The organism is Bacillus sp. V59.32b (assembly GCF_003429085.1).
Classification (GTDB): domain Bacteria; phylum Bacillota; class Bacilli; order Bacillales; family DSM-1321; genus Peribacillus.
In genome coordinates, this window is sequence record NZ_QVTC01000023.1 from 1 (window position 1) to 16,738 (window position 16,738).

The following is a 16,738-nucleotide window of genomic DNA, read 5'->3' on the forward strand; positions in this document are numbered from 1 at the left end:
GTTGGGGGATCTCCCCCTGTGAGAGTAGGACGTCGCCAAGCAAGCAGAAGACCAGCCGATTAGGCTGGTCTTTTTTTGCGCTTCCGAAGTTTCGCTTAAATCGACCGGGTTTTTGAGTGAATCAGCAATACTTTCGCTTAAATGGACGTGACTTTCGTTTAAATCAGAGAAATTATCGTTCAAATCAAACGAAGGCCTCCTGAATTGTAAAATCATCTTTACAGTTTAGCTGCCCATTTAGATGAAATATTTCTTCCTATGATATACTACAGGTATAATCAGCCAATTTTGGCTTGCGCGGGAGGATTTTACATGGGATTGACTGATCGTGAAGTACAGGTGTGGAACGAGATTAGCGAGTGGGAACAAAAGCTGTTTGAATATGAACCGACAGATTTTGTTTCGCTTTATGATAAGTGGCTGGAGCAGGGAGTTTCCTTGCTTCCTGAAGAGACACAAAAGGAATTTTTCGAAAAGCTGGATAACTTGTTATTTCATTTGCATGCAATGGTGCAAAGCTCTCAGATACAAATGGATGCTCGCGAGCGGATTTTAGGAACCGCGCGTGTTTTTCATCAGGATATTTCCGCCATTTCCGATCTGAAAGCATTGACGATTGATCAGTTGAATTATGTAGCCGAGCAACATATTGCGAGGCACAGGCTATATTCTTTTGCACAAGGAGGCGCGACCGGGTCAGGCGGTTATCTTCTGCTTGGCAGTGACCTCCCGGCAATTGCTGTTATTAATGTTAGAGTGGTACAGCTCATTGCGATGTCTTACGGTTATGAAGTGAATACCCCGTTCGAAATGATGATTGCTCTTAAGGTATTTAATATTGGCATGATGCCGAAACGACTGCAAGGAGCTGCGTGGGAAGAACTGATTAACGAAACAAAAAATGCGGAGGATGATTATTTTTACGAAGGAAGTGACGAACTGGTGAATATATCTTCGCTCGACCTGCCGCTAAAACAACTTTTAAAAGCTATGGCGATTACGGTTTTTCGTGAAAAACGTATTCAAGGTGTCCCGTTGATTTCTATGATCATTGGTGCCGGATCGAATTATCAATTGACAAGAAAAGTGAGCGAGTTTGCACAAAAATATTATCAATATCGATATTTGCATGACAAAAGAGAGGGACAGGAATGAGTGTAGCAGAGCATAAAAGAGAAGCGCCGAAGCGAATTCGCTGTATGGTTATTACCGTAAGTGATACACGAACAAAGCATACAGACAAAAGTGGAAAGCAAATGATGGATCTCTTAAGTAGTAACGGGCATGAATTGATTGAATATGAGATTGTAAAAGATGAACGTGAAGTAATCGAAAAGGCTATCCTTAAAGGAACTGAAAATCCTGAGGTTGATGTCATTTTGACCAATGGCGGAACGGGGATTGCCAAGCGAGATGTGACGATTGAGACGGTTAAAGGTCTTCTGGATAAAGAAATTTCTGGCTTCGGTGAGCTATTCCGCATGCTGAGCTATCAGGAGGATATCGGTTCAGCGGCGATTTTATCAAGGGCAATAGCAGGAGTGGTAAATAATAAAGCCATATTCTCCACCCCCGGGTCTACGGGTGCGGTACGGCTTGCAATGGACAAACTGATCTTGCCGGAAATAGGACATGTTGTAAGAGAACTGAATAAGGATGCATAACTAAAAGGCTTGGACATTTCCAAGCCTTTTAATTATGTATCTTCTCACTCATATTCTGATTAACGCGGTACCAGAGCCACAGGTCATTGATTGTGGATGCAAGTTCGGCGATTTCTGAATTGAGCAGGCAGGAAATTGAGAAATCATATTCATCGGAAAGCTGTGCCTGCTTTCTATTTATGAGTTGCTCCAATTCTTTAATCCGGTCCGGGATGCCGCCGCGAATGTTTTCCCATAACAGCAGCACGTCCTGTTGTTCAGACTCGCTGTATTCCTTCCATTCTTTCGTGAATAGCGGAACAGAGATTCCGAGCCGTTTATCGAATGAAAAAATGTTCTTCATAACGTTTCTCCTCACACTTACATAATAATGTTAATGTGCTCTATCTTTTTCTAGTACATTATTCATTATAGCAAACTTAAAAAAACATTAAAAATACCTTGCATTTCCATAGAAAAGCTGATAAAGTTTATAAATAATTAATTGAATAAAAATAATATAAGATGAATTTTTATTCATACAGAGAGGACGAACTAACATGGCAAATCAAAAGGTTGTTTTAGCTTATTCTGGAGGGTTAGATACTTCCGTTGCGATAAAGTGGTTGCAGGAAAAAGGGTATGATGTGGTAGCATGCTGCCTTGATGTGGGCGAAGGAAAGGATCTAGATTTTATTAAGGAAAAGGCTTTGAAGGTAGGCGCAATTAAATCCTATGTAATAGATGCAAAAGAAGAGTTCGCCAATGAATTTGCTTTGGCGGCCTTGCAAGCTCATGCGTTATATGAAGGAAAATATCCGCTTGTCTCTGCGCTATCCCGCCCGCTGATCGCTAAAAAGCTGGTTGAAGTAGCTGAGATGGAAAACGCGGTTGCCGTTGCTCACGGTTGTACGGGTAAAGGGAATGATCAGGTTCGTTTTGAAGTATCCATCCAGGCTCTAAACCCAGACTTAAAAGTGCTGGCCCCAGTCCGTGAGTGGAGCTGGTCGCGTGAGGATGAAATTCAATATGCGCTGGATAATGAAATTCCCATTCCTATTAATTTAGACAGCCCATATTCGATTGACCAGAACCTATGGGGACGTTCCAACGAATGCGGTATTCTGGAAGACCCATGGGCAGCACCGCCGGAGGAAGCTTATGAGCTAACTGTCAGTTTGGAAAAAACGCCGGATACACCAGATATCATTGAAATTGGCTTTGAAAATGGTGTTCCAGTGTCATTGAATAATACTTCTTATACACTATCTAACTTGATCCTTGAACTAAATCTGCTGGCTGGCAAGCATGGTGTAGGCCGGATTGACCATGTCGAAAACAGATTGGTCGGAATCAAATCCCGTGAGGTGTATGAGTGCCCGGGAGCGATAACGCTAATAAAAGCGCATAAAGAGCTTGAAGATATTACGCTAGTAAAAGAAGTTGCCCACTTCAAACCGGTCATTGAAAAGAAATTAACGGAACTCATTTATGAAGGGCTTTGGTTCTCCCCATTAAAGGGTGCATTACTTGCTTTCTTAAAGCAGACACAGCAGACTGTTACCGGAACAGTGCGAGTGAAGTTGTTCAAAGGCCACGCAATCGTGGAAGGAAGAAAATCGGAGTATTCTTTATATGATGAAAAGCTAGCCACATATACCGCTAGTGATGAATTTGATCATAGCGCTGCCGTCGGTTTCATTTCTCTTTGGGGACTACCGACGAAGGTATCCAGCATTGTAAATCAAAAGAAGGTGACTGTGTGAGCAAACTGTGGGGTGGTAGATTTACAAAGTCTGCCGAAGAGTGGGTAGATGAATTTGGAGCTTCCATATCTTTCGATCAGGAGCTTGTTATGGAGGATATCCAAGGAAGCCTCGCGCATGTAACGATGCTAAAGAAATGTGGAATCTTGCCGGCAAGTGATGCAGAACAAATTATCGAAGGATTGAACGTTTTAAAGGAAAAAGCATTAAATGGCGAGCTGTCTTTTTCGGTTGAGATGGAGGACATCCATCTCAACCTAGAGAGCATGCTGATTGCCGAAATCGGACCGGTGGGCGGAAAGCTGCATACCGGACGCAGCCGAAATGATCAGGTTGCAACCGATATGCATTTGTATTTACGTAGCCAAACGGAGGATGTGCTCCAATTAATAAATAATCTGCAGGAATCCATTCTGAATCAAGCGGAAAAACATGTAGAAACGCTTATTCCAGGGTATACTCATCTGCAACGGGCCCAGCCTATTTCGTTTGCGCATCATGTGATGGCCTATTTCTGGATGCTTGAGCGGGATAAAGAGCGATTTACGGAAGGCCTAAAAAGAATTAATATCTCCCCGCTTGGCGCAGGTGCGCTTGCCGGTACGACATTTCCCATTAACCGAGAGTATACGGCCGGACTGCTGGGCTTTGAAGGGATTTATGAAAATAGCCTTGATGCTGTAAGCGATCGGGATTTTATCCTTGAATTTTTAAGCAACAGCTCCACGCTCATGATGCATTTGTCGCGTTTCAGTGAAGAAATCATTCTTTGGTCAAGCCAGGAATTTCAATTCATCGAACTCGATGATGCATTCTCGACGGGAAGCAGCATTATGCCGCAAAAGAAAAATCCGGATATGGCCGAATTGATCCGCGGGAAAACAGGCCGCGTATATGGAAACCTAACTGGCATGCTAACCGTATTGAAGGGATTGCCGCTCGCCTATAATAAAGACATGCAAGAGGACAAGGAAGGCATGTTCGATACGGTAAAAACGGTGATAGGATCCTTGAAAATATTCGAAGGCATGATTTCGACCATGAAAGTTAGGACTGAAGTGATGGAAAGGGCTACAAAATCCGATTTTTCCAATGCGACGGAGCTTGCGGATTATCTTGCCGGCAAAGGCATGCCATTTAGAGAAGCTCATGAAGTAGTCGGGAAGCTTGTGCTCAATTGTGTACAGAAAAATTGTTATTTAGCTGATTTGCCGATGGAGCATTTTCAAGCCGCTTCGCACTTATTCGAGGATGATATTTATACAGCTTTAGATCCGTATCAAGCAGTGAAGCGGAGAAACAGCGCAGGCGGAACTGGTTTTGACCAGATTAAGCTAGCGATTGCGAAAGGGAAAAAACTTGTCGCAGAATACAAACAGCCCGCTCACCAATAAGGTGAATGGGCTGTTTTTTATTTCGGTTATTTTTCTGATCGGATGACCAATACGTCGCAGGCTGCGTGTCGTGTCACGTAATCGGACACGCTTCCGAGCATAAGGCGTTCAATTGCGTTAAGACCGGTAGCCCCACAGATGATTAAGTCTGTTTCGTGTTTTTTTGGCAAGTCTTTTGCAATTTTAACTTTGGGGTTTCCAAGTTCAATCTCCACTTTTAGATCTTCGAGGCCGGCTTCTGCTGCTTCCGCTTTGTACTTGTCCATCAACTCACCTGCAAAGCTTTCAGTCCGATCTCTTATTGTTAAGTCATACGCTTCGATGGTAGGAAAGTTTCGTGTATCAATCACATGTGCTAACACTATCTGCGAATCATTTCTTTTGGAGATTTCAAGAGCTTTTTTAAAAGCCCGATCCGCTTCTTGGGAGCCATCCACAGCTACAAGGATTTTTTTATAGGTTAGTGTCATCATACATCTCCTCCTTCTATAATAATTATACATTATTTTCTTGTTGAATTTTCGGGATACTTATAACAATTTAGTGAAGGTTAAAATTATATACCGGTTTATATGCACAAAAGATTGGAGATAGCATAATAGTAGGAGAAGCAAATATCGTGGAGCGGATTCGGAGGTAAAGGTGATGAGAATTGGAATTCCGAGAGAAATCAAAAACAATGAGAATCGAGTATCTTTGGCCCCGTCTGGAGTAGTGAATCTTGTTAATTCAGGGCATAAGGTCTTTATCGAAACTGGTGCCGGTTTAGGCTCGGGATTCACGGATCAGGACTATTCGGCAGCAGGGGCGGAAATGGTCGAGTCTGCCAAAGAGGCATGGTCACAGGATATGGTAATGAAGGTGAAGGAACCTGTACCAGAGGAATACGGTTATTTTGCGGATTGGCAAATTCTTTTTACTTATCTTCATCTTGCTCCTGAAGCCGCTTTGACAAGAGCGCTTGTCGAGAATAAAGTAACCGCTATTGCCTATGAAACGGTCCAGCTTCCGAACCGATCTCTACCGCTGTTGACACCAATGAGCGAAGTTGCTGGAAGGATGTCCCCACAAATCGGCGCCCAGTTTCTTGAAAAAGTTTATGGTGGAAAAGGCATTCTCCTTTCAGGGGTACCAGGTGTCCGCAGAGGGAAGGTTTCGATAATCGGCGGCGGAATCGCGGGAACGAATGCTGCCAAAATTGCAGTCGGCCTTGGGGCGGATGTGACGATACTCGATGTCAATCCAGACAGGCTGCGTCAGCTTGATGATATTTTCGGAAATGATCTTACGGTGATGATGTCCAATCCATATAATATTGCTGAATCTGTAAGAAACTCGGATTTGGTGATCGGCGCGGTTCTAATCCCCGGTGCCAAGGCGCCCAAGCTTGTAACTGAACAAATGATCAAGGACATGTCTCCAGGATCTGTCGTCGTTGATATTGCGATCGACCAGGGGGGTATTTTCGAAACGACTGATAAAATCACGACACATGATAACCCGACATATGAGAAACACGACGTCATTCATTATGCGGTGGCCAATATGCCAGGAGCTGTACCGAGAACGTCAACCATTGCCTTGACGAATGTTACTGTCCCTTATGCCCTTCAGATTGCAAATAAAGGAGTAAAACGGGCGTGCCTGGAAAACGAAGCTCTTTTACTGGGGTGCAATACGGCGGCCGGACATGTGACTTATAAAGCGGTTGCCGAAGCGCATGGCATGGAATATAAGGATGCGAGGCAAATAATTGAAGAAATGAGCGGGTAAAGCTGAAGGCAGCCACAGGGGTAGCTGCCTTTTTATTTAACTTATGATTTGAAGTGTTTTTGGATATTTCGTCAGCACTTCATAGCCATTTTCAGTGATGAATAAATCATCCTCAATCCGAACACCGGCAACATCAGGCACATAGATGCCGGGTTCGATCGTGAAAACCATCCCTGGCTGTAAAAGTAACGGATTTGTTTCAGTCAATGATGGATATTCATGGACACTGATTCCTAGTCCATGGCCAAGACGGTGAGGGAAATATTGACCATAGCCTTTATCAGTAATGATTTTCCTCGCAGTCAAATCGATGCTTGCGCAAGCGGTGCCGACAACACTTGCAGAAACTGCGGCTTCCTGTGCTTTTAACACCGTTTCATAAATATCATGCTGCTTTTCAGTGATATCTCCATAAGCTATCGTTCGTGTAATATCTGAGCAATAGCCTTCATAGACCACACCAAGGTCAAATAAAACCAAATCTCCGCGCTGTATCCTCGTCATCCCGGGTGTTCCATGGGGAGAAGCGGCGTTCTTCCCTGTCAGAACCATCGTCGAAAAAGACATTTGACTAATACCCGCTTTTTTTAATTCAAATTCAATGGCGGCGAGAATCTCCATTTCTGTTTTTCCTTCGCTGATTTCATTTGCGCCTACTTCGATGGCGAAATCAGCGAGACGGCAAGCTTCCCGAATCTTCGTCATTTCTTCATCTGTTTTGACCATGCGTAGCTGTCGCAGCTTTTCTTCCGCTGAAACAAATTCTGGGACTGAAAAAGTTTCATTCACTTTTTCATATCGTTCGACATTCATATGTTCTTTCTCAATAGCGATTCTTTTTATGGAGATGCCCCGGTTTGCCACCGAGCTCTTTATTTGTTCCCATGGGTCTTCGATGTCACTATAGCCTATGATTTCAGGATCCCAACCGGTTTTCTTCACTTCCTCAACCTCCATTTTCGGGACGACAAGGAATGGCTCGGCATCAGGGAAGACTGCCAACGCAAGCAATCTTTCATGGGGATCGCTTAAAAAACCGCTAAGATAGAACACATTTTCAGGAGCTGTGATCAGTGCGGCGTCAATCGTATTTAGTCTTAACCAATCTTTTAGTGTTTCGATTCGTTGATTCATATAGATACCTCCGCTTTTCAACTTCTAATTTGACGATAACAATAAGAAAATGGATTGTAAACTGTTAGATATTTTTGAAAAAGGGTAAACAAGAAGGTGAATCTGTTTTTTCAAAAGAATTACTGGCATTTACCTGGAAAAGATATATGGATACAAAATCGAAAGGAGAATGAATATGAAGGTTTCCTATCACGGACATGCCGTTATCAAGATTGAGACAAATGGCAAAACGATTTTATTTGATCCGTTTATTAATGGAAATGAATTAACCGATTTAAAGGTGGAAGATGTGAAGGCGGATGTCATTATTCTGACCCATGGACATGGTGATCATCTCGGTGACACATTGGAAATTGCAAAAAAGAATCATTCATTGGTAATCGGCACAGCTGAGATGGCAGCATACATAGGCTTTCAAGGTATAGAAAATACACATGGCATGCATATTGGGGGTTCGTATGAATTTGACTTCGGCAAGGTGAAGCTTACACCCGCCTTCCATGGCAGCGGGTTTATTACGGATGATAAGCAAATCATTTATTTAGGAATGCCTGCAGGTGTCCTCTTCACGGCAGAAGGAAAAACGGTTTATCACGCGGGTGATACCGCCCTTTATTCCGATATGAAGCTAATCGGGGAAAGGCATCCGATTGATCTTGCCTTTTTGCCAATCGGCGATAATTTTACAATGGGTCCTGAAGATGCGGCGCTCGCGGCAAAATTTTTGAACCCGAAACAGGTCGTCCCCATACACTATAATACCTTCCCGCCAATCAAGCAGGATCCTCATAAGTATGTCGAAATGCTTGGACGCGGCATCGGGAAAGTCTTGCAAGCAGGAGAATCCATTGATTTATAAAGAAAACGGACAGCCAGGTTCCTACAACTGGCTGTTTTTTTATTGTTTAGGAAATTATAAATTGATTTTTTGTGTGGATAACTAATTTAGATGATCTATATCCAGCTCCAGCGCCTAGCCCCTCTCTGGTCTAGCCAATCAACAGATGGGGAGACGACTACACCCCATACTGATGGTCGTCTTATGCTTGTCGGGGGCCCACAGGATGTGGGTCAGAACGACGAAGACATAACGATGTGGCGGTCTTAGTCGTTCTTCCTTACGTATAAGGCGCTTGCGCTTTTGTTCTGAAAAGCTTAATGACTGAGCGTGTCTTTTTTTCCCAAGACAAGCATAAAATATACCGCAGGATTATTAGTGATTGGGGGGACGATCATTGAAACAAAGGCTATTGCTTTGTTTGCTATTAATAGGCGTCATGCTTTATTACGCGGTGCCAAGGTTTACGCTAACAGGCTCAGGAATGGAAAGTATTTTTGCTGCAAGCTGGTTGCTTTTTGCCTTGTTTGCGGTTGCAGGCAACCTGACAGGAATGCTTTACGCTCCTAAAAAACGAAAGAGGGCTGAAACAGGAAAAGTGCAGCAAATACGCCAAAGAATGCGTGATTATCAATAGTTGATTTGAATAGCATCATCTTTCACTCTATAATGAAGAAAAAGGTAATCCGTGAAAAGGGTGAAGAGATTGGAAACGAAGCATGAACAAATTTTAAAATATATAGATGGGCTGCCAGTTGGCGAAAAAATATCCGTACGACAGATTGCAAAGGCCTTAACTGTGAGTGAAGGAACAGCATACCGCGCGATTAAGGATGCGGAGAATAAAGGATACGTTTCAACCATTGAAAGGGTAGGAACGATCAGGATTGAACAGAAGAAAAAAGAAAATATCGAAAAGCTCACGTTTGCCGAGGTTGTTAATATAGTGGACGGTCAGGTGTTAGGAGGACGTGCTGGCCTTCATAAAACGTTAAATAAATTTGTCATCGGAGCCATGAAGCTTGAGGCCATGATGAGATACACAGGGCCGGGAAATTTGTTGATAGTCGGGAACCGGACACAGGCCCATGAACAGGCATTAAAAGCCGGAGCCGCTGTTTTAATCACCGGCGGTTTCGATACGGAGGAGCAGGTAAAGAAGCTGGCCGATGAGCTTCAAATGCCGGTCATTTCCACCAGCTACGATACGTTTACCGTAGCAACCATGATCAACCGCGCAATTTACGATCAGTTGATTAAAAAAGAAATTTTGCTCGTGGAGGATATCCTGACACCGATACATGAAACGACCTTCCTGAAAACAACGGATCCTATCTCGGTCTATCTTGAATACAATAAGGAAACGAAACACAGCCGTTTCCCTGTCGTCGATGAGAACATGAAGATACAGGGGATGGTCACTTCCAAGGACATTATGGGACAGGATGAAAATATTCTCGTGGAAAAAGTGATGACAAAAAGCCCGATGACGGTAGGCGCTAAGACGAGTGTGGCATCAAGCGCGCATATGATGGTATGGGAGGGCATTGAGTTGATCCCGGTTGTTAATGACAATCATATGCTGCAAGGCATAATTAGCCGTCAGGATGTCTTAAAGGCGATGCAAATGAGCCAAAGACAGCCGCAGGTCGGGGAAACGATTGATGACATTATTACAGGCCAGCTTTCCAAGACTGAAGGCAATCCTAAAGGAGAAGAAACATACCGGTACGAAGTGACCCCACAGATGACCAATCATCTTGGTACCATCTCCTACGGTGTTTTCACGACGATTGTCACCGAAGCCGCTAATAGAGTGCTCAGAGGCTTCAAGCGCGGCGATCTCGTGGTTGAGAACACGACGATCTACTTTATTAAACCCGTACAGATCGATAGCATGCTTCAAATCGTTCCAAAGGTATTGGAAGTCGGCAGAAAGTTCGGAAAGGTCGATGTTGAGGTTTACAATCAAGGAAAGCTTGTCGGAAAAGCGATGATGACCTGTCAGCTCCTTGATCGCCCATAATAAGTAAAAAAGGATAATCATTCAGGAGCATTTCCTGAGTGATTATCCTTTTTGTTTTTTATTAGCTGTGTTAAACGTTGTTATTATGAGCCAAAAATCAACAGAAACATTTAGTAGGAGTTCTTTGCAACCTGGTCCGCTTCTTCAATGGCATGAGGCAGGTAGAACTTGTACGCTCTATAACCGCCATAAATGCTCAATCCACCGATTAAGAGAAAGATCACGGCAACAAAGTAAGTCATTTTAGACTGATATAAAAAAAGCTGGTTCACTCCGAATAGAGCCACAAAAAGACCTAAGGCAATGGAAGATTTCGCGGAGAGCCACTTTTTTTCCATCGGAAGACGGGTCCTGAAAAATCGCACTTTATAAAAAATATAGAACATCAACGAAATGACAATTAAAATAGTAAGGATTAACATGATGAATAGCCCCCATTATACGATAATACTATTTTATTGTAACGGGAATTTTGGCAGAAAGCCACCATTAAAGAAGGCAACCACTTTCCATTCTTTTCTTTTTTTGTTTAAATAGACTTATAAGATAGGTTGCGAAGGAGATAATTTGATGAAAGCTGAAATATTAAAAGAAATAGAGCGTTATGAAACGATTATTATCCATCGACACGTCCGTCCTGATCCGGATGCTTATGGCTCCCAATGCGGGCTCGGGGAAATCCTGAGAACCTCGTTTCCAGAGAAGAGCATTTATTTGGTTGGAAAAGAAGAGGAATCACTCAACTATTTAAAAAGGCTTGATACCATTTCGGATGATACATACAAAGGTGCATTGGTTATCGTTTGTGATACAGCCAATACAGAACGCGTTTGTGACCAGCGCTACAATTCAGGCGACAAATTGATTAAAATTGATCATCATCCAAATGAAGATCGATACGGAGATATGCTATGGGTGGATACGGATGCAAGTTCCACCAGCGAAATGATTTACGAATTTTACTTATTCGGAAAAGATAAGGGCTTGAAGTTGAGCGACGAAGCGGCGAGGTTATTGTTTGCAGGGATTGTCGGGGACACGGGGCGGTTTTTATTTGCGAGCACAACCGAAAAGACGTTCAGTTACGCCGGCGAGTTGATTCACTATAATTTCTCGCGGACGGAATTGTTTAATGATATGTATGACGTGAATGAAAACGTAACTCGTTTAAACGGATACGTTCTGCAAAATTTTGAAATACTCGAAAACGGTACAGGGAAAATGGTAATGACCAAGGACATTTTGCGTGAATTCGATACGACGCCAGCAGAGGCTTCTTTGCTTGTGAGCTCTTTGGGCGCGGTAAAAGGATTGAAAGCTTGGGCTTTCTTTATCGAGGAAGAAAAGGAAATCCGTGTCCGTCTCCGTTCGAAAGGCCCTGTCATTAACGGGATTGCCAGAAAGTATAATGGCGGCGGTCATCCGATGGCTGCCGGCGCGTCCATCCATTCATGGGAAACCGTGGATGAGGTATTAAAGGATTTAGCGGATGTGTGCCGTTAATAAAGAAAGGGTCTTGCGCTCCTGCGTCAGACCCTGATTTTTTAAACTGGACGGAAAATGTTTTTCTGTGAAATCTGAAATCGGCAAATCAAACGGATATTTCGCAACAAGAAATGAAACCGACCAAGGCGGCAACCAAGTAGGAATTTCTGCAACAAAAATGGAATTTCGGCAACAATAGTTCCTAATCCGGCAACAAAACCGGTCAAAGTGGCAACAAAATAGAAATTTTCCGCAACAAAACGAGTCAAACCGGCTGCAAAATGAATCGGGAACCCGCTGCGAAACTATAACCGGACTAGCCGGACTTCGATATACATGTTCGTATAGAAAAGGATTTCCGCGACCTCTAATTTGTAGCGTTTTTTATTGATTTCGACAATTTTATTTTCGATCGATTTCTTCAACAAGGATCTACCGTTATATATCGTTTCTACATCTTTAGTAAGCAGAGAAGCTAAATCATCATGGATGGCGTCCTCAGCTTCTGCTATGCTTAAATGGTCCAATTTAAACGTTTTTCCGTTTAAAATGGTAACTTCGATTTCCTGAATTTTCAGCTTTTTTTTCACTTCTTCGTTTAACTTCTGATAGTCTTTTTCCCAAATTGCATTCCTGTCCGTAAGATTTCCGATCAATTTCTGCTGGGCATTCATCCTTTCAAACTGGTTTTCCTGCTGTACCCCAAACATGTATAGAAAAATAACCCAGCTGATGATACAACCAATTGCGACTCCGGCAAAAAAACGCTGCCATCCGGGTTTTTGATGATAAGGAGGGACTCTCATTGGGAAATATGCTCCTGGGTCAGCCAATAAATCAGCAGTGCTCCGGTTTTAGCGCCTCCCAATGCCGCGAGAATCCACAAAAATTGCTTAATAATATCCTTGGTCTCTCCATTAAAGAGGCCGCGTTCAAACGAATAGACCGTGTCAAATGTACCGCCAATCGCAGCGATAATCGCCCATATTCTTAAGCTGTCTGATAATCTGTACATGATGGTAAGCGGTGCCTGTCCGGTAAAGAAGGCACCAAGCCCGCCTATAAGTGAACCGCCAAGCAGCACCCCGAGTGAAATGAAATAGGTGTTTATAAAAGCAGGGAAAAATGCTTCCTTCATTTCTATCATCCTTTTGTCTCCCAGAATAATTAGTCTATGGTTATGTATATGGACAATCCTCTGCTCATATGAGTATCAGAGAAAAATAGCCGGGGTTCTCAGGATGAGAACATATTTTCCTTTTTGGGGATAAGGCTCTATAATGAAAGCAAGAAAGCCTTGTAAAGGTGTGAAAAAAAGATGTTTACTCATTTACATATACAAAGCGCGTATAGCTTATTATCAAGTACCGTTAAAATAGACGAGCTGGTATCGCAAGCGAAGGCTGACGGGTTCTCCAGTCTTGCCTTAACCGACAGGAATGTCATGTATGGTTCAGTTTACTTTTATAAAGAATGTTTGAAGCAGGGGATCAAGCCGATTATCGGCTTGATTGCCGACGTACTGGATCATCAGGAAAATCCCTATCCGCTTATCTTATTGGCCAAGAATAATAAAGGCTATCAGAACCTTTTGAAAATCAGTAGCGCGATTCAGACAAAGTCCCGTACCGGGCTTCCTGTAAAGTGGCTTAAAGCTTATTCCGAAGGACTCATTTGCATTTCACCAGGGGCAGACGGCAGAATTGAAACATATCTGTCAGAAGGCCTTTTTGAGCAGGCCCAAGAAACGGCTCTTTTCTATCAAAGCATATTCGGAAAAGAATCTTTTTATCTATCGATGCAGAGCCTTGAAAAAGAAACAACAGAACTTGTAGGACAACTCTCCGAAGCAACGGGAATCCCTGCAGTCGCTACGAATCCTGTTTATTACTTAAACAAAGACGATGCGCTCGCCAGGGACGTGCTCACAGCAGTAAAACATGGGGAAAAATTAACCGATGAAAACCAAGTTAAGCCTTCTTCAGGTGAACATTACTTGAAAAGCGGCAAAGAAATGGGCGCAGCGTTTAGAGACTTGCCGGATCTTCTGGAAAACACGTTGAAAATAGCAGCGCAATGTGAAGTAGTGATTCCGTTTAATCAATCATTGCTGCCGAGGTATCCTGTTGAAGACAGCATGACAGCCGATGAAATGCTGACGGAAGTTTGCATGGAAGGGCTGAAAAAAAGATATCAGAATCCACCCAAGTCCCATGAGGAAAGACTGCATTACGAACTATCCATCATTAAGAAAATGAAGTTCAGTGATTATTTCCTTATCGTTTGGGATTTTATGAAATTTGCAAGGCAAAATCAAATCCTGACCGGACCGGGCCGGGGTTCCGCCGCGGGTTCCATGGTTGCATATGTCCTGCAGATTACGGATGTCGACCCGATTAAGCATCATCTGCTGTTTGAGCGATTTTTGAACCCTGAACGTATCAGCATGCCTGATATCGATATTGACTTCCCTGATAACCGCAGAGAGGAAGTCATTTCATATGTTGCCTCGAAATACGGGGAGCTTCATGTCGCCCAAATCATTACGTTCGGTACCTTCGCTGCCAAAGCAGCAATAAGGGATACCGGGCGGGTGTTTGGTTTAACCCCGTCGGAACAGGAAAGACTGTCAAAAATGATCCCATCGAAGCTGGGGACTACATTAAAAGATGCATACAAAGAATCGAAACCATTCAGAGATTTTATGAATGAAAGCGAAACGAATCAATTGCTGTTCGAAGTCGCATTGAAAATCGAAGGGCTGCCCCGGCATACATCGACGCATGCTGCCGGAGTCGTTATTAGCGATATGCCGCTGACGGATATCATCGCGATCCAGGAAGGGCATGAAGGGATTCATCTTACCCAATTTCCAATGGATCTTCTTGAAGAGCTCGGACTGCTGAAGATGGACTTTCTCGGTCTCCGAAACTTGACGCTATTAGACAATATGATCACAGCTATCCAAAAGAGCACCGGCCAAAAAATCGATATTACACGCATCCCTTACGACGATGAAAAAACGTTCAAGCTCTTAAGTAAAGGGGATACAACGGGAATATTCCAGCTGGAATCAGAGGGCATCAGGAAAGTGATTATGAAACTTACCCCAACTCGTTTTGAAGACATTGTCGCGGTCAATGCGTTATACCGTCCCGGTCCGATGGAAAACATCCCTCTTTTTATTGAACGTAAGCACGGAATTAAACCGATTGACTACGTGCACCCCGCGCTGCAGCCCATTCTTGAAGATACGTACGGGGTCATTGTCTATCAGGAGCAAATTATGCAAATCGCCTCCAAAATGGCAGGCTTCACGCTCGGTGAAGCGGACTTGCTTCGCCGCGCTGTTTCCAAGAAAAAGAAAGAAATCCTTGATGAGGAGAGAGCGCACTTCGTCGAGGGGGCAGTGAAGCAGGGATATGAAACGGAAATAGCACATGTTGTCTACGACAGCATCGTCCGTTTCGCAAATTATGGATTTAACCGCAGCCATGCGGTCGCATATAGTTTTATCGCCTACCAACTGGCCTATTTAAAAGCCCATTTTCCGAAGTCTTTCATGGCCGCTCTCATGACTTCTGTTATTGGAAATGAAGATAAGATTTCGCAGTATGTGAGGGAAGCAAAGACTAAGGGAATTCCTGTCCTGGCGCCCTCAATAAATAAAAGCGTATATTCGTTCCATGTTGAAAGTGAAGGCATCCGGTTCAGCCTTGGTGCGATAAAAGGGGTTGGCGGTACAGTCCTAAGAGAAATTTTTCAGGCAAGAAGGCAAAAGAAATTTGAGGATTTATTTGATTTCTGCCTGCGGGTTTCAGGAAAGATTGTAAACAGGAAAATTTTAGAGGTGCTTATTCATGCAGGAGCCTTTGATGATTTTGGCGAGGATCGGGCAACACTCGTTGCAAGTATTGATGTAGCCTTAAGCCACGCTGAACTGGTTAAGCCGGATGGCGAGAATCAATTTGATCTATTTGAAAGCAATGAATTTTCACTCAAACCTAAATATATGAAAGTAAAGCCGATGGATATGGAGAATAAGCTCTCCCAGGAGAAAAGTGTACTCGGCCTCTATTTATCGAATCATCCGGTTACTTCTTATCTGTCTATATTTCAGCATTTCGGTGCGGTTTCAATAGACAGCGCGCTTCTGACCAGTGAAAAAAAGGTCCTTTTGGGAGTGTATATCACTGCTTTTAAGAGCATCCGTACGAAGAAGGGCGAATTGATGGCTTTTATGGCAATCAGTGATGAAGGCGGTGATCTTGAGGCGGTCGTTTTTCCGAATGTCTATAAAAATCAGATGTCGCTCTTCCAAAAAGGAATGATCTTAATGCTTAAAGGCACCTTGGAGGAACGCGAAGGCAAAAAGCAATTGATTGTTCAGGAAGCATTTCCACCCGATGATCTAAAGAGAAGGATGGAAGAAGAGGGTTCTCCCCTGTTTATAAGAATAGAAAAGGAGAAGCAGACGGCTGCTGCTTTGCAAAGCATTAAACAGGTGCTGTCGCAGCATAATGGGACAACAAAAGTCATGCTTTATTATGAAAGTGAGGACCGGTATGTACAGCTTTCCATGTGGGACTGGATAACACCGTCAACTGCGCTTTTGCAAAAACTGAAGAAAATCGCGGGAGAGGAAAACGTCGTGTTAAAAGAAGAATAGCTGTTTACAA

General features: G+C 43.3%; 17 protein-coding genes. 10 read left to right on the top strand and 7 right to left on the bottom strand.

The window, feature by feature from the left end:
* Positions 1-183, bottom strand: a 183-nt coding sequence (locus D0463_RS19670; RefSeq protein WP_216824887.1) for a hypothetical protein, incomplete at its 3' end; no start/stop codon positions are given.
* A gap of 129 nt (positions 184-312) precedes the next feature.
* Between D0463_RS19670 and D0463_RS06905 the strand changes: the two genes are divergently transcribed.
* Entirely contained in the window at positions 313-1,155 is an 843-nt protein-coding gene (locus D0463_RS06905; protein WP_117306540.1) for an EcsC family protein, read from the top strand.
* The gene (locus D0463_RS06910; RefSeq protein WP_117306542.1) at positions 1,152-1,664 is read left to right on the top strand and encodes a MogA/MoaB family molybdenum cofactor biosynthesis protein; all 513 of its coding nucleotides are present in this window, start codon (positions 1,152-1,154) and stop codon (positions 1,662-1,664) included. The genes D0463_RS06905 and D0463_RS06910 overlap by 4 nt, the downstream gene beginning before the upstream one ends.
* Before the next feature lie 28 nt (positions 1,665-1,692).
* On the opposite strand, the gene D0463_RS06915 is transcribed toward D0463_RS06910, so the two are convergent.
* Positions 1,693-2,007, bottom strand: a complete 315-nt coding sequence (locus D0463_RS06915; protein WP_117306544.1) for a hypothetical protein — start codon at positions 2,005-2,007, stop codon at positions 1,693-1,695.
* 196 nt (positions 2,008-2,203) lie between these two features.
* Between D0463_RS06915 and D0463_RS06920 the strand changes: the two genes are divergently transcribed.
* Complete coding sequence (locus D0463_RS06920; RefSeq protein ID WP_117306546.1) at positions 2,204-3,409, top strand: argininosuccinate synthase; 1,206 nt, start codon at positions 2,204-2,206, stop codon at positions 3,407-3,409.
* Positions 3,406-4,803, top strand: a complete 1,398-nt coding sequence (gene argH, locus D0463_RS06925; RefSeq protein WP_117306548.1) for an argininosuccinate lyase — start codon at positions 3,406-3,408, stop codon at positions 4,801-4,803. Before D0463_RS06920 ends, argH begins: the two co-directional genes overlap by 4 nt.
* 26 nt (positions 4,804-4,829) lie before the next feature.
* On the opposite strand, the gene D0463_RS06930 is transcribed toward argH, so the two are convergent.
* Positions 4,830-5,273 carry a universal stress protein gene (locus D0463_RS06930; protein WP_117306611.1) on the bottom strand — a complete coding sequence of 148 codons (444 nt, stop codon included), beginning with the start codon at positions 5,271-5,273 and terminating at the stop codon, positions 4,830-4,832.
* A gap of 175 nt (positions 5,274-5,448) precedes the next feature.
* Between D0463_RS06930 and ald the strand changes: the two genes are divergently transcribed.
* A complete protein-coding gene (gene ald / locus D0463_RS06935) occupies positions 5,449-6,576 on the top strand; it encodes an alanine dehydrogenase (protein ID WP_117306550.1) in 1,128 nt (375 codons plus the stop codon).
* 36 nt (positions 6,577-6,612) lie between these two features.
* Here the strand turns inward: ald and D0463_RS06940 are convergent, their stop codons facing one another.
* A complete protein-coding gene (locus tag D0463_RS06940) occupies positions 6,613-7,710 on the bottom strand; it encodes a M24 family metallopeptidase (RefSeq protein WP_117306552.1) in 1,098 nt (365 codons plus the stop codon).
* 175 nt (positions 7,711-7,885) lie between these two features.
* On the opposite strand from D0463_RS06940, the gene D0463_RS06945 reads away from it, so the two are divergent.
* The 3 genes from D0463_RS06945 (at position 7,886) to D0463_RS06955 (ending at position 10,574) form a co-directional block, all read left to right on the top strand.
* Positions 7,886-8,569 carry a metal-dependent hydrolase gene (locus tag D0463_RS06945; RefSeq protein ID WP_117306554.1) on the top strand — a complete coding sequence of 228 codons (684 nt, stop codon included), beginning with the start codon at positions 7,886-7,888 and terminating at the stop codon, positions 8,567-8,569.
* Between the two features lie 376 nt (positions 8,570-8,945).
* The gene (locus tag D0463_RS06950) at positions 8,946-9,185 is read left to right on the top strand and encodes a hypothetical protein (protein ID WP_254052733.1); all 240 of its coding nucleotides are present in this window, start codon (positions 8,946-8,948) and stop codon (positions 9,183-9,185) included.
* A 69-nt stretch (positions 9,186-9,254) separates the two neighbouring features.
* Positions 9,255-10,574, top strand: coding sequence for a CBS domain-containing protein (locus D0463_RS06955; protein WP_117306556.1), 1,320 nt, complete (start codon positions 9,255-9,257; stop codon positions 10,572-10,574).
* Positions 10,575-10,684: 110 nt separating this feature from the next.
* Here D0463_RS06955 and D0463_RS06960 read toward each other — a convergent pair whose 3' ends face one another.
* Positions 10,685-10,996, bottom strand: a complete 312-nt coding sequence (locus D0463_RS06960; protein ID WP_117306558.1) for a YtpI family protein — start codon at positions 10,994-10,996, stop codon at positions 10,685-10,687.
* A 148-nt stretch (positions 10,997-11,144) separates the two neighbouring features.
* Between D0463_RS06960 and D0463_RS06965 the strand changes: the two genes are divergently transcribed.
* On the top strand, positions 11,145-12,077 hold the full coding sequence (locus tag D0463_RS06965) for a DHH family phosphoesterase (RefSeq protein ID WP_117306560.1): 933 nt from the start codon (positions 11,145-11,147) through the stop codon (positions 12,075-12,077).
* A 287-nt stretch (positions 12,078-12,364) separates the two neighbouring features.
* Here the strand turns inward: D0463_RS06965 and ytrI are convergent, their stop codons facing one another.
* A complete protein-coding gene (gene ytrI / locus D0463_RS06970; RefSeq protein ID WP_117306562.1) occupies positions 12,365-12,865 on the bottom strand; it encodes a sporulation membrane protein YtrI in 501 nt (166 codons plus the stop codon).
* The gene (gene ytrH / locus D0463_RS06975; protein ID WP_483295723.1) at positions 12,862-13,203 is read right to left on the bottom strand and encodes a sporulation membrane protein YtrH; all 342 of its coding nucleotides are present in this window, start codon (positions 13,201-13,203) and stop codon (positions 12,862-12,864) included. The genes ytrI and ytrH overlap by 4 nt, the downstream gene beginning before the upstream one ends.
* A 174-nt stretch (positions 13,204-13,377) precedes the next feature.
* Here ytrH and dnaE point away from each other — a divergent pair, with 174 nt between their 5' ends.
* A complete protein-coding gene (gene dnaE / locus D0463_RS06980) occupies positions 13,378-16,728 on the top strand; it encodes a DNA polymerase III subunit alpha (protein WP_117306564.1) in 3,351 nt (1,116 codons plus the stop codon).
* The last annotated feature ends 10 nt before the right edge of the window (positions 16,729-16,738 follow it).